The sequence below is a fragment of the Saccharothrix saharensis genome (genome assembly GCF_006716745.1).
GTDB lineage: Bacteria > Actinomycetota > Actinomycetes > Mycobacteriales > Pseudonocardiaceae > Actinosynnema > Actinosynnema saharense.
In genome coordinates this window covers 8,887,366-8,903,867 of sequence record NZ_VFPP01000001.1, presented here as the reverse complement: position 1 = coordinate 8,903,867, position 16,502 = coordinate 8,887,366, and the positions used below count along the sequence as shown (strand labels likewise).

At 71.8% G+C, this 16,502-nt stretch carries 18 protein-coding genes; 13 read left to right on the top strand and 5 right to left on the bottom strand.

All coding sequences use genetic code 11. The features are described 5' to 3' along the window. Nucleotides 1-5 precede the first annotated feature (5 nt). Entirely contained in the window at nucleotides 6-719 is a 714-nt protein-coding gene (locus FHX81_RS40005) for a class I SAM-dependent methyltransferase (protein ID WP_141983614.1), read from the bottom strand. Nucleotides 720-865: 146 nt separating this feature from the next. On the opposite strand from FHX81_RS40005, the gene FHX81_RS40000 reads away from it, so the two are divergent. Continuing rightward, the gene (locus FHX81_RS40000; RefSeq protein WP_141983613.1) at nucleotides 866-1,546 is read left to right on the top strand and encodes an HAD family hydrolase; all 681 of its coding nucleotides are present in this window, start codon (nucleotides 866-868) and stop codon (nucleotides 1,544-1,546) included. Then, nucleotides 1,536-2,594 (top strand): hypothetical protein, encoded by a 1,059-nt coding sequence (locus FHX81_RS39995; protein ID WP_141983612.1) that lies wholly within the window; start codon nucleotides 1,536-1,538, stop codon nucleotides 2,592-2,594. The genes FHX81_RS40000 and FHX81_RS39995 overlap by 11 nt, the downstream gene beginning before the upstream one ends. Before the next feature lie 32 nt (nucleotides 2,595-2,626). On the opposite strand, the gene FHX81_RS39990 is transcribed toward FHX81_RS39995, so the two are convergent. Further along, nucleotides 2,627-3,097, bottom strand: coding sequence for a M15 family metallopeptidase (locus tag FHX81_RS39990; RefSeq protein WP_246108203.1), 471 nt, complete (start codon nucleotides 3,095-3,097; stop codon nucleotides 2,627-2,629). Between the two features lie 131 nt (nucleotides 3,098-3,228). Between FHX81_RS39990 and FHX81_RS39985 the strand changes: the two genes are divergently transcribed. Together FHX81_RS39985 and FHX81_RS39980 are read left to right on the top strand one after the other, a co-directional pair. After that, the gene (locus tag FHX81_RS39985) at nucleotides 3,229-3,924 is read left to right on the top strand and encodes a response regulator transcription factor (RefSeq protein WP_141983610.1); all 696 of its coding nucleotides are present in this window, start codon (nucleotides 3,229-3,231) and stop codon (nucleotides 3,922-3,924) included. Continuing rightward, complete coding sequence (locus FHX81_RS39980; protein WP_141983609.1) at nucleotides 3,917-5,026, top strand: sensor histidine kinase; 1,110 nt, start codon at nucleotides 3,917-3,919, stop codon at nucleotides 5,024-5,026. The genes FHX81_RS39985 and FHX81_RS39980 overlap by 8 nt, the downstream gene beginning before the upstream one ends. Nucleotides 5,027-5,046: 20 nt before the next feature. On the opposite strand, the gene vanX is transcribed toward FHX81_RS39980, so the two are convergent. Genes vanX through FHX81_RS39965 form a run of 3 tightly spaced genes read right to left on the bottom strand, consistent with a single transcriptional unit; the run spans nucleotide 5,047 to nucleotide 7,747 of the window. Beyond that, nucleotides 5,047-5,679, bottom strand: coding sequence for a D-Ala-D-Ala dipeptidase VanX (gene vanX, locus FHX81_RS39975; protein ID WP_141983608.1), 633 nt, complete (start codon nucleotides 5,677-5,679; stop codon nucleotides 5,047-5,049). After that, nucleotides 5,676-6,707, bottom strand: coding sequence for a D-alanine--(R)-lactate ligase (gene vanA / locus FHX81_RS39970; RefSeq protein WP_141983607.1), 1,032 nt, complete (start codon nucleotides 6,705-6,707; stop codon nucleotides 5,676-5,678). Before vanA ends, vanX begins: the two co-directional genes overlap by 4 nt. Further along, nucleotides 6,704-7,747 (bottom strand): D-isomer specific 2-hydroxyacid dehydrogenase family protein, encoded by a 1,044-nt coding sequence (locus tag FHX81_RS39965; protein ID WP_141983606.1) that lies wholly within the window; start codon nucleotides 7,745-7,747, stop codon nucleotides 6,704-6,706. Before FHX81_RS39965 ends, vanA begins: the two co-directional genes overlap by 4 nt. 155 nt (nucleotides 7,748-7,902) lie before the next feature. On the opposite strand from FHX81_RS39965, the gene FHX81_RS39960 reads away from it, so the two are divergent. The 9 genes from FHX81_RS39960 (at nucleotide 7,903) to FHX81_RS39920 (ending at nucleotide 16,502) form a co-directional block, all read left to right on the top strand. Continuing rightward, a complete protein-coding gene (locus FHX81_RS39960) occupies nucleotides 7,903-8,691 on the top strand; it encodes a hypothetical protein (protein ID WP_141983605.1) in 789 nt (262 codons plus the stop codon). Between the two features lie 92 nt (nucleotides 8,692-8,783). Beyond that, nucleotides 8,784-9,245: an SRPBCC family protein gene (locus tag FHX81_RS39955; RefSeq protein ID WP_170232371.1), complete on the top strand. Its 462-nt coding sequence runs from the start codon at nucleotides 8,784-8,786 to the stop codon at nucleotides 9,243-9,245. Between the two features lie 17 nt (nucleotides 9,246-9,262). Continuing rightward, complete coding sequence (locus tag FHX81_RS39950) at nucleotides 9,263-9,694, top strand: PPOX class F420-dependent oxidoreductase (protein ID WP_211363718.1); 432 nt, start codon at nucleotides 9,263-9,265, stop codon at nucleotides 9,692-9,694. Nucleotides 9,695-9,779: 85 nt separating this feature from the next. Next, nucleotides 9,780-10,613, top strand: a complete 834-nt coding sequence (locus tag FHX81_RS39945) for a vWA domain-containing protein (RefSeq protein ID WP_141983603.1) — start codon at nucleotides 9,780-9,782, stop codon at nucleotides 10,611-10,613. Between the two features lie 8 nt (nucleotides 10,614-10,621). Continuing rightward, entirely contained in the window at nucleotides 10,622-11,398 is a 777-nt protein-coding gene (locus FHX81_RS39940) for a protein phosphatase 2C domain-containing protein (RefSeq protein WP_141983602.1), read from the top strand. Next, nucleotides 11,361-13,505 (top strand): hypothetical protein, encoded by a 2,145-nt coding sequence (locus FHX81_RS39935; RefSeq protein WP_141983601.1) that lies wholly within the window; start codon nucleotides 11,361-11,363, stop codon nucleotides 13,503-13,505. The genes FHX81_RS39940 and FHX81_RS39935 overlap by 38 nt, the downstream gene beginning before the upstream one ends. Before the next feature lie 182 nt (nucleotides 13,506-13,687). Further along, nucleotides 13,688-15,343 carry a glucuronyl esterase domain-containing protein gene (locus FHX81_RS39930; protein ID WP_342787253.1) on the top strand — a complete coding sequence of 552 codons (1,656 nt, stop codon included), beginning with the start codon at nucleotides 13,688-13,690 and terminating at the stop codon, nucleotides 15,341-15,343. Nucleotides 15,344-15,495: 152 nt separating this feature from the next. Further along, entirely contained in the window at nucleotides 15,496-15,999 is a 504-nt protein-coding gene (msrA, locus tag FHX81_RS39925) for a peptide-methionine (S)-S-oxide reductase MsrA (RefSeq protein WP_141983600.1), read from the top strand. Beyond that, nucleotides 15,996-16,502: a molybdenum cofactor biosysynthesis protein gene (locus FHX81_RS39920; protein ID WP_246108202.1), complete on the top strand. Its 507-nt coding sequence runs from the start codon at nucleotides 15,996-15,998 to the stop codon at nucleotides 16,500-16,502. Before msrA ends, FHX81_RS39920 begins: the two co-directional genes overlap by 4 nt.

The window sequence follows — 16,502 nt, the reverse complement described above, 5'->3', positions numbered from 1 at the left end:
GGCTTCTACCCGGCCGGTCGGACCGCCGCGACGACGAGCGTGCCGCCGAGCGCGGGCCAGCGGCGGGCCGCCCAGGCCGAGCGCACCTCACCGAACCTCGTGCGCCACAGGACGTAGTTGGAGCGCAACGCGGTCGGTGTCAGACCGGCCGCGCGCAGCCCGGTGGCCAGCAGCCCGTGCGTGAACGGGCGGATGTGCACGTGCAGGTACTCGTGGAACGGGTCGACCTGGCGGGGCGCGCGGCCCGCGAGGAAGCGCAGGCGGTCCTGGGCGGTGGCCAGGTTCGGCGTGGTGAGCACCAGGACGCCGCCGGGCCGCAGCACCCGCCTGCACTCCCGCAGCAGCAGCGCCGGGTCGTAGACGTGCTCGATGATCTCACCCGCGAACACGCCGTCCAGCGAGCCCGCGCGGAACGGCAGCTCGTCGCCCACGTCCAGGGCCACGGCGGGCAGCCCGGCGGCGAGGGCGGACCGGCCGGCGTCGAGGACCGCGTCGCACGCGACCGGCCGCAGCCCGCGCGCGGCGAGCAGCGTGCCGACGTCCCCGCCACCCGCGCCGAGGTCGGCCACCGCGGAACCGGCGGGCAGCCGTGCGCACAGCAGCCCCACGGCCAGCTCCAGCCGCCGTCGGTGGTACGGGTCGCGCAGGTAGCCCGCCACCTCGTCGCCGGAGTACAGCCGCCGGTTCGCCGCCAGCACCCGCGCTCCCGCTCGCCGCACCGGGTCATGATGGCAGTCCTGCGGACACGGCGCTGCCAGTCGGGTGAAGTTGGCCCGCTACCGCGCCGAACGGCGGGCACGGGACCGGCCGACGTGATTGGGTGGCTCAAAGCCCACGCTCACAGGGTTGGGAGAGGCCCGAGCGCATGCGGATCGACCACGTCGTGTGGGACTGGAACGGGACCCTGTTCGACGACGGCGACGCCTTGGTGCGCGCCACCGTCGACGCGTTCGCGCGCAGTGGGCTGGCCGAGATCACGTTGGCCGCGTACCAGGAGCACTTCACCCGTCCGATCAGCGAGTTCTACGACCGGTTGGCGGGCAGGACGCTGACCGCCGCCGAACAGCTCGCCCTCGACCGGCACTTCCACGCCTCCTACACGGAGTTGCTGGCAGGGGCCACCCTGCACCCGCACGCCGCCTCGGCGCTGGCCGAATGGCAGGACGCGGGCCGCACCCAGTCGCTGCTGTCGATGTTCCCGCACGCGCGGCTGATCTCGCTCGTCCAGTTCACCGACATCGCGCACTTCTTCTCGCACGTGGACGGCATGCGCGCCGACGAGAGCCCGCGCAAGGAGCCGCACCTGCGCCTGCACCTGGACCGGCTCGACGTCGACCCGGCGCACGTGCTCGTCGTCGGCGACAGCGTGGACGACGTGCACGCCGCCCACGCCTGCGGTGTCCGCGCCCTGCTGTACCACCCGCCCGAGCAGCCGCTGGTCAGCCACGCCAGGGTGAGCGCGCTGGGCGTGCCGGTGGCCGGAGGGCTGCCCGAGGTCGTCCGATGGGCGCTGGCCGAGTCGGACCGGCAGCACCATGGCGTCTGACCACCAAGGGGACGCGTCCACCTCGGCGAGGCGCCTGCGCCGGATGCTCGTGCGCTACTCGTTCTTCACCGCGTGTGCCGTGGGTCTGCTGATCAGCGTGATCCTGGTGATGCAGGACAACACGTTGACCGCGGCGGACATCTACTCGTCCATCGGGCTCAACCTGTTCGCCAGCGTGGTGTTCGCGCTCATGTTCGCCGCGCTGGCCAACTGGATCCAGGACCGCCACACGCAGGAGACGATCTCCGAGAGCCTGGAGGGCGTGGCCGAGCGGATCACCCAGAACATGGCCCGCACCAACAGGTTGTTCCTGCCGTCGAAGCACTACGACGCGGTCAACCCGACGGACAGGTTCGGCGACGGGTACAACGAAGACCTCACGGTGGAACTGGAGGAGAGCGGCTTCTTCGCCTTCTACGGCCCGAGCGCCCGCTACGTGGCCGCACGTCTGCTCGCCGCCCACCATTACCCGCAGCAGATTCGGATCGCGATGATCAACCCGGGCAACCGACGCGCCATCAGCCGCCGGGCGTCGGACCGGATGTCGTGGCCCAAGTCGGCGGGCATGACGATCGGACAGGTCGAGCGCGAGCTGGAGGACGAGTTGCTGATGAATGTCGTCTCGCTGTTCGACTGCCGCAGGCTCTGCTCGGTCGAGTTGCTCTACAACTACGACACCGCGGTCTACCGGTACGTGATGCTCGACGAGTCGGTGTACGTGTCGTGGTACCACAGCGCGCAGTCGGCGCACATGGAGATGCCCGAGACGTACCGCTTCGGCAAGGACTCCTTCATCTACTCGACGCTGCGCATGGACCTGATGCGGAAGTTCGAGATCTCCTCGCCCAAGGTGGTGTTCGACGCGGCCGACGACGACCAGGTGCTCATCGACCACCTGAGGGAGCTGACCGTCCGCGAGGTGACCGCCGACGACCTGGCTCGGTGGCGCGCGGAACAGCTGGAGGACAGCGCGAACTTCCGCGCCTACCTGACCGCGTTGCGCCGCAAGCTGGTGCGCAACGACCGCGTCCGCCAAGGCCGCACCTGACCGGCCCCGGCGGAGGCCGCCGCGTCCACCGGTCACCGGCGCATCCGCGGGTCGTGCGTGGGGTCGGGGTACAGGGGTGGGCAGCCGTGGTGGACGGCTTCGGGGCGCAGTTCGTAGTGCCACGGTTCGTTGCGGTAGACCTGGCACAGCCCGTACCCCGCGCCGTGCTCGGACAGCCACGCCCTGGCCGCTGCCGGCCCGATGTCGACCGCGTCGCCGGACACGTGGGCCGAGGTGTCCGGTGTGGCCACCCAGCGGGCGGCCACCATTTCCGAGCCGTATTCCGCGACCGCTTCCCGGAATAGCCGCTCCTGGTAGTCCGGTGCCCGCCAGCCGCCGTTGACGAAGAACTCGACCCCGTCGGCCGCGGCGTCGGTCGCCGCCCGGCGCAGGGCGTCGAGCAGGTCGGGGCGCAGGTTGACCACGGCCGCGGCCTCGTCGTCGAATACCGTCAGGGGTTCGGGGACGGCGCCCTGTGCGCGTCGATCCGCTGCGTCGGGCATTCGAGTAAGGCGGACCGCTGTTCGGGTTCGTTCACTGTGGCGCATGCGCCCAATGAACGCGGCGCGGTGTTGTCCGCGCGTTCGCGCTTTTCGATATGCCGACGATATGGGGCCGCCCGTAGCATCGGGGCATGCGTGTGCTGATCGTCGAGGACGAACCTTATCTGGCCGAGGCGATCCGCGACGGGCTGCGATTGGAGGCGATCGCCGCCGACATCGCCGGTGACGGTGACACCGCGCTGGAACTGCTGGGCGTCAACTCCTACGACATCGCCGTCCTCGACCGCGACATCCCCGGGCCCTCCGGTGACGAGATCGCCGAGAACATCGTCGCGTCCGGCAGCGGCATGCCGATCCTGATGCTGACCGCCGCCGACCGGTTGGACGACAAGGTCTCGGGGTTCGAGCTCGGCGCCGACGACTACCTCACCAAGCCGTTCGAGCTGCGGGAGCTCGTGCTCCGACTGCGGGCGCTCGACCGCCGACGCGCCCACAACAGGCCGCCCGTGCGGGAGATCGCGGGCCTGCGGGTCGACCCGTTCCGCCGCGAGGTCTACCGGGACGGCCGGTACGTCGCCCTGACCAGGAAGCAGTTCGCCGTGCTCGAAGTCCTCGTCGCGGCGGAGGGCGGTGTGGTCAGCGCCGAGGAGCTGCTGGAGCGGGCGTGGGACTTCAACGCCGATCCGTTCACCAACGCCGTGCGCATCACCGTCTCGGCACTGCGCAAGCGCCTCGGCGAGCCCTGGATCATCGCCACCGTCGCCGGTGTCGGCTACCGCATCGACCCGACGCCCACCACCGGGCGCGAGGGGCGCGACCGTGGATAGGCAGCCCGGCACGAGCGTTCGCCTCAAGCTCACCCTCAGCTATGCCGGGTTCCTCATGCTCGCCGGTGGCCTGCTGCTCACGGTCGTGTGGTTGTTCCTGCTGCGCTACGTGCCCGAGGTCATCACCTTCGAGCCGCCGGGGAACTGGCGCCAGGGCCCAGCGGTGCCCGATCGCAACGCCCTGGAGGAGGCCTTCGTGCCGAAGGCGGCCCTGGCGATGGTGCTGCTGCTCATGTTCGGCCTGCTGGGCGGGTGGCTCCTCGCCGGCAGCATGCTCGCGCCGCTGACCCGCATCACCCACGCCACCCGCCTGGCCGCGAACGGGTCGCTCTCCCACCGCATCGGGTTGGAGGGCCGCCAGGACGAGTTCCGCGAACTCGCCGACGCCTTCGACACCATGCTCGCGCGGCTCGAAGCGCACGACGCCGAGCAGCAGCGGTTCGCCGCGAACGCCTCCCACGAACTGCGCACACCGCTGGCGATCACGCAGACGCTCCTCGACGTCGCCCGCAACGACCCGGACCGCGACACCGGCGACCTCGTCGACCGGCTGCACTTCGTCAACACCCGGGCGATCGACCTCACCGAGGCGTTGCTCCTGCTCAGCCGCGCGAACCAGCGGTCCTTCGCCCGCGAGCGCGTCGACCTGTCCCTCGTCGCGGAGGAAGCCGCCGAAACCCTCCTCCCCCTCGCGGAGAAGCGCGGGCTCACCATCGAGACCTCCGGCGACATGACCCCCACGTCCGGCTCGCACGCGCTCCTGCTGCAGATGACGACGAACCTCCTGCACAACGCGATCGTCCACAACCTGCCCGAACAGGGCGCGGTGTGGGTCAGGACCGCCGTGCACCGCAAGCACGCCGTGCTCACGGTCGAGAACACCGGAGAGGAGCTGACACCGCGGCTGGTCCCGACCTTCACCGAGCCGTTCCAGCGCGGCAGCCGGCGCACCCGCGCCGACCACGCGGGTGCCGGGCTCGGCCTGGCGATCGTCCGCAGCATCGTCGGGGCCCACGACGGAACCCTCACCCTGACCCCGCGTGACGGCGGTGGGCTCCGCATCACGGTGGAGCTGGCCGCCGCGCCGCGCACCGGCCGGTGAAACGCGGTGCGCGGCGCCGCTCAAGGGCTGTCGCCCGGTGCGGTCGGCGTGACGGGGAAGTCGAAGTAGGTGTCCGGGTACGGTTCGTCCTTCAGCGTGTAGTGCCACCACTCGTACTCGTACGGCCGGAAACCGCAGGCCTCCATGACCGAGCGGAGGTGCTCGCGGTTCCTCGCCTCGGCTCGCGTGATCCCCGGTGCGCCGTGGTGGGAGATCGGGTCCATCAGGTCGTGGTCACTGCCCATGGCGGCGAGGTCACCGGTGTCCAAGTGGTAGAGGGTGAGGTCGACCGTGCTGCCTCGGCTGTGGCCGGACCGGGCCGCGACATACCCCCTCTCCACCATCGCGGCGCGGTCGATGTTCGGGTAGTGCCGCGGTTTCGTCCGACCGTCCTCCGGCTGTCGTGACCAGCGCAGGAAGCGGTCCACGGCGCGCTGCGGGCGGTAGCCGTCCCAGACCAGCAAGCCGAAACCCCTGGCAGCGGCCTTCTCCTGGACGTCCGCCAAGGCCTCGCCCAGCGCCCGCGTGCCGACCACCCGGTTGGCCGCGTAGCCGTCCACGGGTTCGCCGGTGAAGTTGTCCCGGGTCGCGTACTTGGCGTCCCAGCGGAGGCCGGGCACGAGCTCGTCCAGGAAGGCGAAGTCGCCGTTCACCGGACCGTCCCGGTCACGGCCGACGACACGACCCGGTCGATCACGTCTCCGAGTGACAACCCCGCGGCGGCCATCATCCTCGGGTACCGGCTGTAGGACGTCAGGCCGGGCAACGTGTTGACCTCGTTGAGCACCACCGTCCCGTCGGCCAGCAGGAACATGTCGACGCGCGCGAGCCCCCGGCAGCCGAGGGCGCGGTAGACGGCCTTCGCCGTCTCCTGGACGAGCGAGCGCGACTCGGCCGGGATGTCGGCCGGGACGATCGGCGTCGAGTTCTCGGAGCCGGTTTCCGGCGCGCTCTCCTGGTGGATGCGGAAGAAGCCGTGCGACAGCGCGATCCGGTCCACCTCGCCGGTGATCAGCTCCGGGTCGTCGCCCAGGACGGCGCAGCCGACCTCGCTGCCGACCACCGCCTGCTCGATCAGCACCTTCGAGTCGTACCGCCTGGCGACCTCGACCGCGCCCGACAGTTCCTCCCCCCGGGACACCTCGGTGACGCCGAAGGAGGAGCCCGAACGGGCCGGCTTGACGAAGACGGGGTAGGTCAGCTCCTCGGGGTCGACGTGCTCGTCCGCCGTGACGGTGCGGAAGTCCGGCGTGGCGATCCCCGCGCCGCGGGCGACGAGGTAGGTGAGGGACTTGTCCATGCCCAGCGCGGAGCTCTGGACGTCGCAGCCCGCGTAGGGGATGCCGGAGAGCTCCAGCAAGCCCTGCACCGCGCCGTCCTCGCCGAGCCTGCCGTGCAGGACGGGCAGCACGACGTCCAGGCCGATCGCGTCGTACCGCCCCCGGTCCAGCACGAGCAGCCCGCCCACGTCGGGGTCCGGCGACAGCACGACCGGCCGCAGGTCGCCGTCCTCCCACTCCGACCCGGGACCGTCGCACAGGCGCCAGGCGCCGCTCCTGGTGATCCCGATGTAGAACGGCTCGTACTTGGCGGGGTCGAGGTGGTCCGCCACCTCCCGCGCCGATTTGACGGACACGGCGTGCTCTTCGGAGCGGCCGCCGAACAGAATACCGATCCTCATATCCAGTGCTGCTTTCTGCGGTCGAATTCGCGGCAGTTGACGATGGAGTTCTCGACGATGTCGCGCAGGGCGTGGTCGGTGTGGTAGGCGATGTGCGGGCTGATGACCACGTTCGACATCTCCCCCAACCGCGAGAGTCGCCCGGTACCGATGTCCCGGTCCCGGCAGTCGGCGTAGAACGTCCCCTCTTCCCCTTCGAGCACGTCCAGCGCCGCACCACCCAGCCGGCCGCTCTCCAGGGCCCGGATCAGCGCTTCGGTGTCGAGCAGGGCACCTCGCCCGGTGTTGATGACGAACGCGCCGGGTTTCACCCGCTCGATGCGTCGGCGATCCAACAGGTGGTGTGTGTCCGCGTTGAGCGGCGTGTGCAGGGTGACGATGTCGCTCTGCCGGAGCAGCTCGTCCAGGGGCGTGTGGTCGGCCGATGTCCGGGGCCGGATGTCGTAGGCCAGCCGCCGGCAGCCGAAACCCCACAGCCGGTCGATGACCGCGGCGCCGATGCGGCCCGTGCCGATCACCCCGACGGTCAGGTCGCGCAGCTCCCGGCCGCGCACGTCGGGCGACCGGTAGTCGTGCACGTCCGCACGCCGGAGGACGGATTTCGCGTTCCGCACCGCCATCAGCATCAACATCACGGTGTAGTCGGCCACGCTGTCGGGCGAGTAGTCGACGTTCTCGACGGAGATGCCGACGGTCTTCGCGAACGCCACGTCGACGTGGTCGCGGCCGGCGCTCCTGGTGGAGAGGTACGTCACGCCGACCCGGCTGAGCGCGAGGAGGGTGGACTCGGTGATCCGGGTCTTGTGGCCGACGCTGACACACCGGTTCCCCCGGGCCAGTTCGGCCGTGGCTTCGGACACCGCCTCGCCGGTGGTGGTCGGCACGACGCCGAATCGCGGGGCCAGCTCGTGGAACAGGAGCGCCTCGTCCGGCTCGCAGCCGTACACCGTGATGCCCGTGGTCGGGCCGACCGGGGAGGACCAAGGTGCCGGCGATCGGGTGCGGCGGGCCGACGATCGTGCCGGTTCGCGGTCGGTCATGCGTGCAGCCAAGTCCAAGCGGTGTTGCCGGCACGTATGCGGTTTTCGATATGCCGGCGATATGCGGGCGTGCGCTGGTCCGGCAGCCCGAACGGGTCGGCGCGATGATGGTGGCGTTGCTTCCGGCCGTGAACAGCGTCGCGGGGGGTGATCCGGTGAGGAGGCGGACGTCCGCCGTGATCGCCGTGTGCGGCGCGGCCGTGCTGCTCGCGGGTCTGCTGGTGGTCCGGCGGTCGGGGCCGGGCACCGCACCCGACGTCCCGGCCGAGCCGGTCGTCCGGGTCCGCGTCGGGATCGGCGACCGCGACGCCGAACGCGGGTGGTTGCTGATGGCGTCGGAGCAGGTCGCCCGGCGGACGCCGCCGGGGGACGTCGTGGACTGCCGCGCCCTGCACGCCTGGGCTCTGCGGGAAGGAGCGCTCCCGGTCGGCGTGGCCGCGCACACGATCACGTTCTCGGCCGACCGCGACACCGCGATCGAGAGCACGTACGTGCGGATCGTCCCCGATCCGACGCCCTACCCCGCCGACGGCGGCGCACCCGTCGTGCGGCTCCGCTGCCTGCCCCGGGCCGGCGCCGCACCCGCGTTCCCCGACCCCGCCGACGTCGACTTCCGGGTCGTCGACGGTTCCCGGCCGGTGACCTTCGGCGAACGGCGGCAGGTGGCGCCGGGCGCCGACGCCGCGTTCGACGTCCTGGTCGACCTGACCGGCACGACCGGCCCGTTCGCCTACCGCGTCGAGGTCGGCGTCGGCGAGGGCGGCGGATTCCACATCCTCCCGGTCAACGACGGCGACGACGTGTTCTTCGCGACCGAGGACGGCGGCGGCATGGGGTACTGGCCCGCGACCACCACGTGGACGATGGGCCCGACCCGCGCCCGGACCCACTGCCCGGCGGTGTCCGACCCGGACCCGGGCCGGTCAGTCGACTGCGTGAACTGAGCACCGCGCCGGTAACGCGGCGCCGTGGTGCGGCGACCTCGTGCATTGGGTGCGCGCGACCGCGTGCGGCCCGAACGCACCGGGAGGCACCTGTGGCGCTGTCGCCGAAGTACTCCGTCTACCACTCCGCCGTCCTCGACGCCGACGCCGACGAGGTGTGGGCGCAGGTCCGGGACATGATGGTGCTGCTCGACGTCGTGTTCGGCGCGGGCATCGAGAACGCGCGCTGGACGCACGGCGGTTCGGCGAAGAAGGTCCCGTCGCGGTTCGAGTTCACCCTCCTGCCGAACCACGACCTGGCCCGCGAGGAGGTCGTGGGCCGCTCGGAGACCGACCGCTCGCTCACCTACCGCTCGGTCGAGCAGGTGCTGTTCATCGTCGACTACGTGGCGACCTACCAGGTCCGGCCGGTGACGGACGAGCCCGGCCGCAGCTTCGTCGACTGGCGCCGGGAGTTCCGCGTGGTCCCCGGCGCGCCGGACGGTTTCCTGGACGACCTCGAAGCCCTCTTCGCCCAGGAGATCGCGAGCGTCAAAGCGCACTTCGCGGCCTGACGGGAGGGTTGCCGGTGATGGGGTTGGACGCCGAGGTGCGGGCCCGCCTGCTCGCCCCGACCTTCTGGCACCTGGCCACGGTCAACGCGGACGGTTCGCCGCAGGTCACGCCCATGTGGGTCGACCTCGACGGTGAGCACGTCGTGGTCAACACCGCCCTCGGTCGGGTGAAGGAGGAGAACCTGCGCCGCGAACCCCGGCTGTCGCTGTCGAGCGTGGATCCCGACAACCCGTACGACCGGGTGGAGATCCGGGGTCGGGCGGTCCGGTTCGTCGTGGGCGAGGAGGCCGAGCGCGGGATGGACCGGTTGGCGCGCAAGTACGTCGGCACCGAGCGCTACGAGTGGCGGATCCCCGGCGAACGGCGGGTGATGGTGCTGGTCGAACCGACCCGCGTGCGGCACGTCGTCGGCGTAGAGCCGTTCCGCCGGGGCATCCTGCCGGAATAATCGGACGGTCGGTGAGACCGATCGTCAGCACGCTAGCCTTTCGGGTGATCCACACGCCGTTCCGCGGGAGAGGCGGACACCCTTCGTGACCTACGCAGCCGAGATCAGCCGCGCCAACCCGTCGTGCTTCGTGTTCCTGGTCGACCAGTCGGCGTCGATGAACGACCCGATCGGCGGCGGGCGGCAGCGCAAGGCGGACGTGGTCGCCGACGCGCTGAACCGGCTGCTCGCCGAGCTCAGCGTGAAGTGCGCGAAGGAGGAAGGCGTCCGCGACTACTTCCACGTGGCCGTCATCGGCTACGGGCACGCGGTCGGCTCGGCGTTCACCGGGCCGCTCGCGGGGCGCGACCTCGTACCGCTCAGCCAGGTCGCGGACCAGCCCGCCCGGGTGGAGAAGCGGACGAAGAAGGTCCCGGACGGCGCGGGCGGGCTGGTGGAGACCACGACCCGGTTCCCGGTCTGGGTCGACCCGGTCGCGCACGGGGCCACGCCGATGTGCCGGGCGCTGGCCTCGGCCGAGTCGCTGGTGTCGGACTGGGTGTCGCGGCACCCCGACAGCTTCCCGCCGATCGTGCTCAACCTGACCGACGGCGAGTCCACCGACGGCGACCCGGCCGGCGCGGCCTGGGCCGTGCAGACGCACGTGACGGCCGACGGCGCGGCGCTGCTGTTCAACCTGCACGTGTCCGCCGCCGACACGGTGCCGGTGACGTTCCCCGACACCGACGTGGCGCTCCCGGACACCTACGCCCGCACCCTGTTCGGCATGTCCAGCCCGTTGCCGCCGCACATGCGCTTCTACGCGCTCCAGCAGGGCGTGCCGGCCGGCGACCTGGCGCGTGGGTTCGTCTACAACGCCGACATCACCTCGGTCGTGCAGTTCCTGGACATCGGGACCCGTGCCACGGACCTGCGCTGAGCGCCGGCATGGCCACCTTCTCCCTCCGGGTGTCCAAGCGGGGCAACACCGCGCGCGAGTGCGAGGACGCCGCCCACGTCGTGCCCGACGGGCCCGTGCTCGCGGCCGTCGCCGACGGCGCGTCGGAGAGCCTGCTCGCGGGCGAGTGGGCCGAACTGCTGGTGAAGACCGTCGCCGACGCCGCGCGGGACGGCTCCGTGCTGCGTGACGCGGAGGCGTTCGCGTCGGCGCTGGTGCGCGCCGGGGAGTCCTGGCGCGGGTGGCTGGACGACTACGTGGCCGAGCGGGAAGCGGACGGGCGGCCGATCGCCTGGTACGAGCAGCCCAAGCTGGACCGGGGCCCGCACGCCACGGTGCTGGCCGCGCGGTTCGACACCGACGCGTCGGGGCAGACCCGGTGGGATGTCGCCGCCCTGGGTGACAGCTGCCTGTTCCACACCCGGGACGACCGGCTGGTGCGGGCGTTCCCGCTCGAGTCGGCCGAGGCGTTCGACAACGCGCCGGGGCTGGTCAACGCGTTCAACCGCGACCGGGAGCTGCTGGCGCGGCACGTGCGGACGGCGTCGGGCGCGGCGGTGACCGGCGACCGGTTCTTCCTCTGCACGGACGCGCTCGCCGCGTGGTTCCTGCGCGCGGCGGAACGGGGTGACCGACCGTGGCACGTGGTGGGGGACTTCGCCCGATCCGGTGATGTCGACGGGTTCACCGCGTGGTTGGCGACCGCACGGGCGGAGGGGTTGATGCGCAATGACGACGTCACCGTCGTCCTCGTCGACCTCGGGTGACGAGCCCGCCCGCCCGTTGCCCTCCGGCGCGACGTACGTCGAGGCGTTGCAGGACACCGCGCTGTGCTTCCGCGGCACCGACCTCGCCGGTGCGGAGGTGCGGGCCGACGCGCTGGGCCGCCCGCGCGCCATCTCGGGCAACTTCGCCAGTGTCTTCTCGGTGACGGTCGCCGACGGCACTCGTTACGCGATCAAGTGCTTCACCCGCGAGGCGCCCGAGCAGGCCACCCGCTACCGGGCCGTCGGCGCGCACCTGGCCGGGCTGGACGACGACTGGACCGTCGGCTTCGACTACCTCGACCAGGGCATCCTCGTGGCGGGCGTCCGGCACCCCGTGCTGCGGATGGAGTGGGTGGAGGCGGTCAACCTCCTGCGGTGGCTCGACGGGCACGTGGACGACCCGCGCGCCGTGGCGGCCATGGCCGAGCGGTTCGGGCGACTGGTCGACCGGCTCGCCGCCGCGGGCGTCGGGCACGGCGACCTCCAGCACGGCAACCTCCTGGTCACCGCCGACGGCTCGCTGAAGCTGGTCGACTACGACGGCATGTACGTGCCCGCGCTGGCCGGGCTGCCGGCGGCCGAGACCGGGCACCGCAACTACCAGTCGCCCGACCGCACGGCGGCCGACTTCGGCCCGGAGGTCGACCGGTTCTCGTCCTGGGTGATCTACCTGTCGCTGGTGGCCTTCGCGACCGACCCGGCGCTGTGGCGCCAGTTGCGCGACGAGGACGCCGAGCACCTGGTGCTCGCCGAACCCGATTTCGCCGACCCGGCGGGCTCGTTCCGGTTGGCCACGCTGACCGGCCACCCCGACGCGCGGCTGCGCGGGCTCGCCGAGCGCTTCCAGGACGTCCTGCTGCACCACCGCGCCGCTCCCCCACCACTCGAACCGCTCTCCGGCGTGGAGCTATCGGCCGGCGTGGAGCATCGTGGTGACGCCGTGGCGGCACCCGGTCTGCCGTCGTGGTTGAGCGAACGCCTCCGACCGCACGTACCCGCCCCACCGCCGCGGGTGCGGTTCAGCCGCCGGGGTCCGGTCCTGGCCGCGGTGACGTGGGCGCTGGCCGTGCTGCTGCCGTTCGGCGTGCCGGCGGCGGTCATCGTGGACGAGGCGATCGCCATCGCGGACGTGTCGGCGGTGCTGGCGTGGGCGGCGGCCACGGCCGCGGGCTACCGCCGCCAACCCCAACGCGCCGAGGCCCGTGCCGCGCGGGACGAGCGCAAACGGCTCGGCGACGCCCGGCTGGCCGCCGCCGACGAGGCCGCGCGGCTCGACCGCGAGGCCCGGTCGATCGCCGCCGCGACCGAGGTGGCCAAGGCGCAGCAGGAGCGCCGGCGGCGCGACCTCCGGCACCGGCACGACGAGCGCCTGCGGGCGCACCAGCGGGCCGTGAAGCAGGAGCTGGACCGGATCGACCGGGAGCGGCAGGCGGCGACGACCCGGATGCGGCTGGAGGAGCAGCGGTTGCTGGTCCGGCGGCAGAAGGCGCGCCTGCGCGCGGAGCTGGGGAAGTTCCGCCTCGCGGTCGCGGGCGTCGAAGGCGTGGGACCTCGGCAGCTCGCCAACCTCCAGGCCGTCGGCATCCGCACCGCGGCCGACTTCGTCGGCGTCCGCTACGAGCCGGACGGCCTCGACCGCGTGGCGATCTTCGTGCTGGTCGACGGGCGCGGGGTGACCGCGGCGGGCGTCGGCGAGGTCTCGGCGGTGCTCATCGACCAGTGGCGGGAACGCCTGACGGCCGAGATCGAGGCCGATCGGCCGACCGCGCTGTCGTCGGTGGAGCAGCAGGCCCTGATGGCCCGGCACGCGGCGGACCGGGCCCGGCTCGACGCCGAGCACCAGCGGGTGCTGGCCGACGCCGAGACGGCGATCCGGGACCTGCGGGCGACCCTGCGGGCCGAACAGGTCGCGCTGGCCGACGAGATGAAGAGCGCGAACACCGTGACGGCCCGCACCCGCGTCGACCACGAACGCGCGGCCGCCGAAGCCGACGTGCGACTGGAACGCGCCGAGCGGGCCGAGGCGGAAGGTGTCACGCGGGCCGACGCGTTCCGCCGGATCACCTACCGCCGCTACCTCCGCTTCCTGCTCACCGGCCGGAGCTGAGCGCGGGCGGGCGGACCCGTCCCCGCCGGCGTTGGCCCGATCGCCAAGTGAGACCACGACCTGAACCGGACGCCCCGGATTCGTTGACATGTTTCGCGACGCTGTTCGAAACTTTAGGCGACCCGGTACCGGCCGTTGCGGTGTCGCCGTCTCCACCCACCCTGTCTCAAAGGAGAGCCCTGGTGATCATCAGTTCAAGCCGCCTGAGAGTCCGTTCGGCGGTGATCATGTTCGCGGTCGCGGTGCTGGCGCTGGCCGGAACGTTGACCGCGGTGGCGCGATCGAGCACGCCCGCCGCGGCGGGTGATGTCGTGGCGTTGGCCGGTGTGGAGGACGACGGCGCGGACTGCCCGGTCACCCTGCCCGGCTCCTACCCCTCCACCTCGCGCCTGCCCGACCCGTTCACGAAGCTGAACGGGCAGCGGATCACCTCGCAGTCGGAGTGGCGCTGCCGTCGCGCGGAGATCCGCGAGCTGGCGGAACGGCACGTGTTCGGGGACAAGCCCGGCAAACCCGCCTCGGTGACCGGAACGGTGTCGGGCAGCAGCGTCACCGTGAACGTGTCCCACAACGGCCGCAGCGCGAGCTTCTCGGCCAGCGTGCAGTTGCCCGCCGGCACGGGTCCGTTCCCAGCGGTGATCGTCTACGGCGGGTTCGGCGGCGACACCGCCACCATCCGCGCCGCCGGCGCCGCGACCATCAGCTTCGACCCCTACTCCGTGGGACGCGAAGGCACACCGCGCAACAACAAACAGGGCGCGTTCTACACCCTCTACGGCAACACCAGCCCCACCGGCCTGTTGATGGCCTGGGCGTGGGGTGTCTCCCGGATCATCGACGTCATCGAATCCTCCGGCGGGAACATCCTGCGCGCGGACGTCGGCGTGACCGGCTGCTCCCGCTTCGGCAAGGGCGCCTTCGCCGCCGGCGTGTTCGACCAGCGCGTCGCCCTCACCATGCCGATCGAGTCCGGCACCGCCGGCGTCCCCATCTACCGCGGCGTCAACGCCGAAGGCGGCCAGACCCTGTCCAGTGCCTACGGCGAACAACCCTGGTTCGGCGACGCCTTCAGCCCCTACACCGGCAACCCCAACGCCGCCCCCCTCGACACCCACTCCCTGGTCGCCATGATCGCCCCCCGAGGCCTGCTCATCATGGACAACCCCCACATCGCCAACCTCGGCCCCCGCTCCGCCGGCGTCGCCGCGCTGGGCGGCGCCGAGGTCTACAAAGCCCTCGGCGCGACCGCCAACATCACCTACCACTCCAACGTCACCGACGGCAACCACTGCGCCAACCGCACCGAATGGCGCACCCACATCACCCAAACCGTCCAAAAATATTTGACCAAGACCGGCAACCACACCGGCCTGATCACCATGCACAGCAAAGCCACCGGCAACCTCTCCCAATGGCGCGACTGGACCACCCCCACCCTCACCACCGGCCCCACCAGCACCACCACAACCACCACCACAACCGGTGACACCACCACAACAACCACCACCACCACCACGACGACCACGACGACGACGTCGCAGCAGCCCGGCGGCTGCACGGCGACGGTGTCGCTCAACCAGTGGACGGGCGGCTTCGTGGCCACGGTCAAGGTCACCGCGGGCTCCTCGCCGGTCAACGGCTGGACCGTGGCCATGACCCTGCCGTCGGGCGCCACCATCACCAACGCGTGGAACGTCAACCGCAGCGGCAACACCGGTGCGGTGAACTTCACCAACGTCAGCTTCAACGGCGCCCTCGCCGCCGGCCAGTCGACCGAGTTCGGCTACCAGGCCACCGGCAGCGGTTCCGGCATGACGCCGACCTGCGCGGCCAGGTAGTCACGCGGACCACGCCACGGGCCCGGTGCGCAGGGTCGACGAGCCCGCGCACCGGGCCCGAGCCGTGGCTCACAGCGGTACCGGGATGACATCGGGACGTGAGAGCGTTCACCCAGGTGCACACCCATCTGACCGAGGAGCGGAGCGACCACATGGCTACCGTGACCGAGAAGGCCGTCCTCGCGGGCGGCTGCTTCTGGGGCATGCAGGATCTGTTCCGCCGCCACCCCGGCGTCGTCTCGACCCGCGTCGGCTACAGCGGCGGCGACGTCCCCCACGCGACCTACTACAACCACGGCGGCCACGCCGAGGCGATCGAGATCGTCTTCGACCCGGCTCAGCTGAGCTACCGGCAGGTCCTGGAGTTCTTCTTCCAGATCCACGACCCGACGACCCGCAACCGCCAGGGCAACGACCTCGGCACCAGCTACCGCTCGGCGATCTTCTACACCGACGACGAGCAGAAGCGGGTGGCGGAGGCGACGATCGCCGACGTCGACGCGTCCGGCAAGTGGCCGGCCAAGGTGGTCACCGAGGTCGCCCAGCTGGGTGATTTCTGGGAGGCCGAGCCGGAGCACCAGGACTACCTGGAGCGCTACCCGAACGGCTACACGTGCCACTACGTCCGGCCGGAATGGCAGCTCGGCGAGCGGTGAGCACCGCCGTCGAGGTCGTGGCGCTGCACGTGTCACCGGTGCACGCCTACGAGGGACGGCCCGCCGACGGACCACGACCCGATCCCGGGCCGGTCTCGCGCGACCACGTCGTGGTCCGGGCGGGCCTGGGGCTGGTCGGCGACCGCTACTTCAACCACCCCGCGCACCGCACGGCCGCCGTCACGGTCTTCGCCGTCGAGGCGCTGGAGCACGTCGCCGACGGGCTCGGCCTGTCCACCGTGCCGGGCCCGCTGGTCGTGCGGCGAAATGTCGTACTGCGCGGCTTCGACGTGGACGGGCTCGACCGCGACGCCGTGTTCACCCTCGACACGGGCGACGGGCCGGTGCGCTTCCGCACGCACCGGCCCGCCAACCCGTGCGGGTGGATGAACGCCGTGATCGCACCCGGCGCGATGAGGGCGCTGCGCGGCCGGGGCGGCAAGCGGTGCGTCCCGCTCGACGACGGGCTGCTCCGCCTCGGACCGGCGACCCTGACCGCGTGA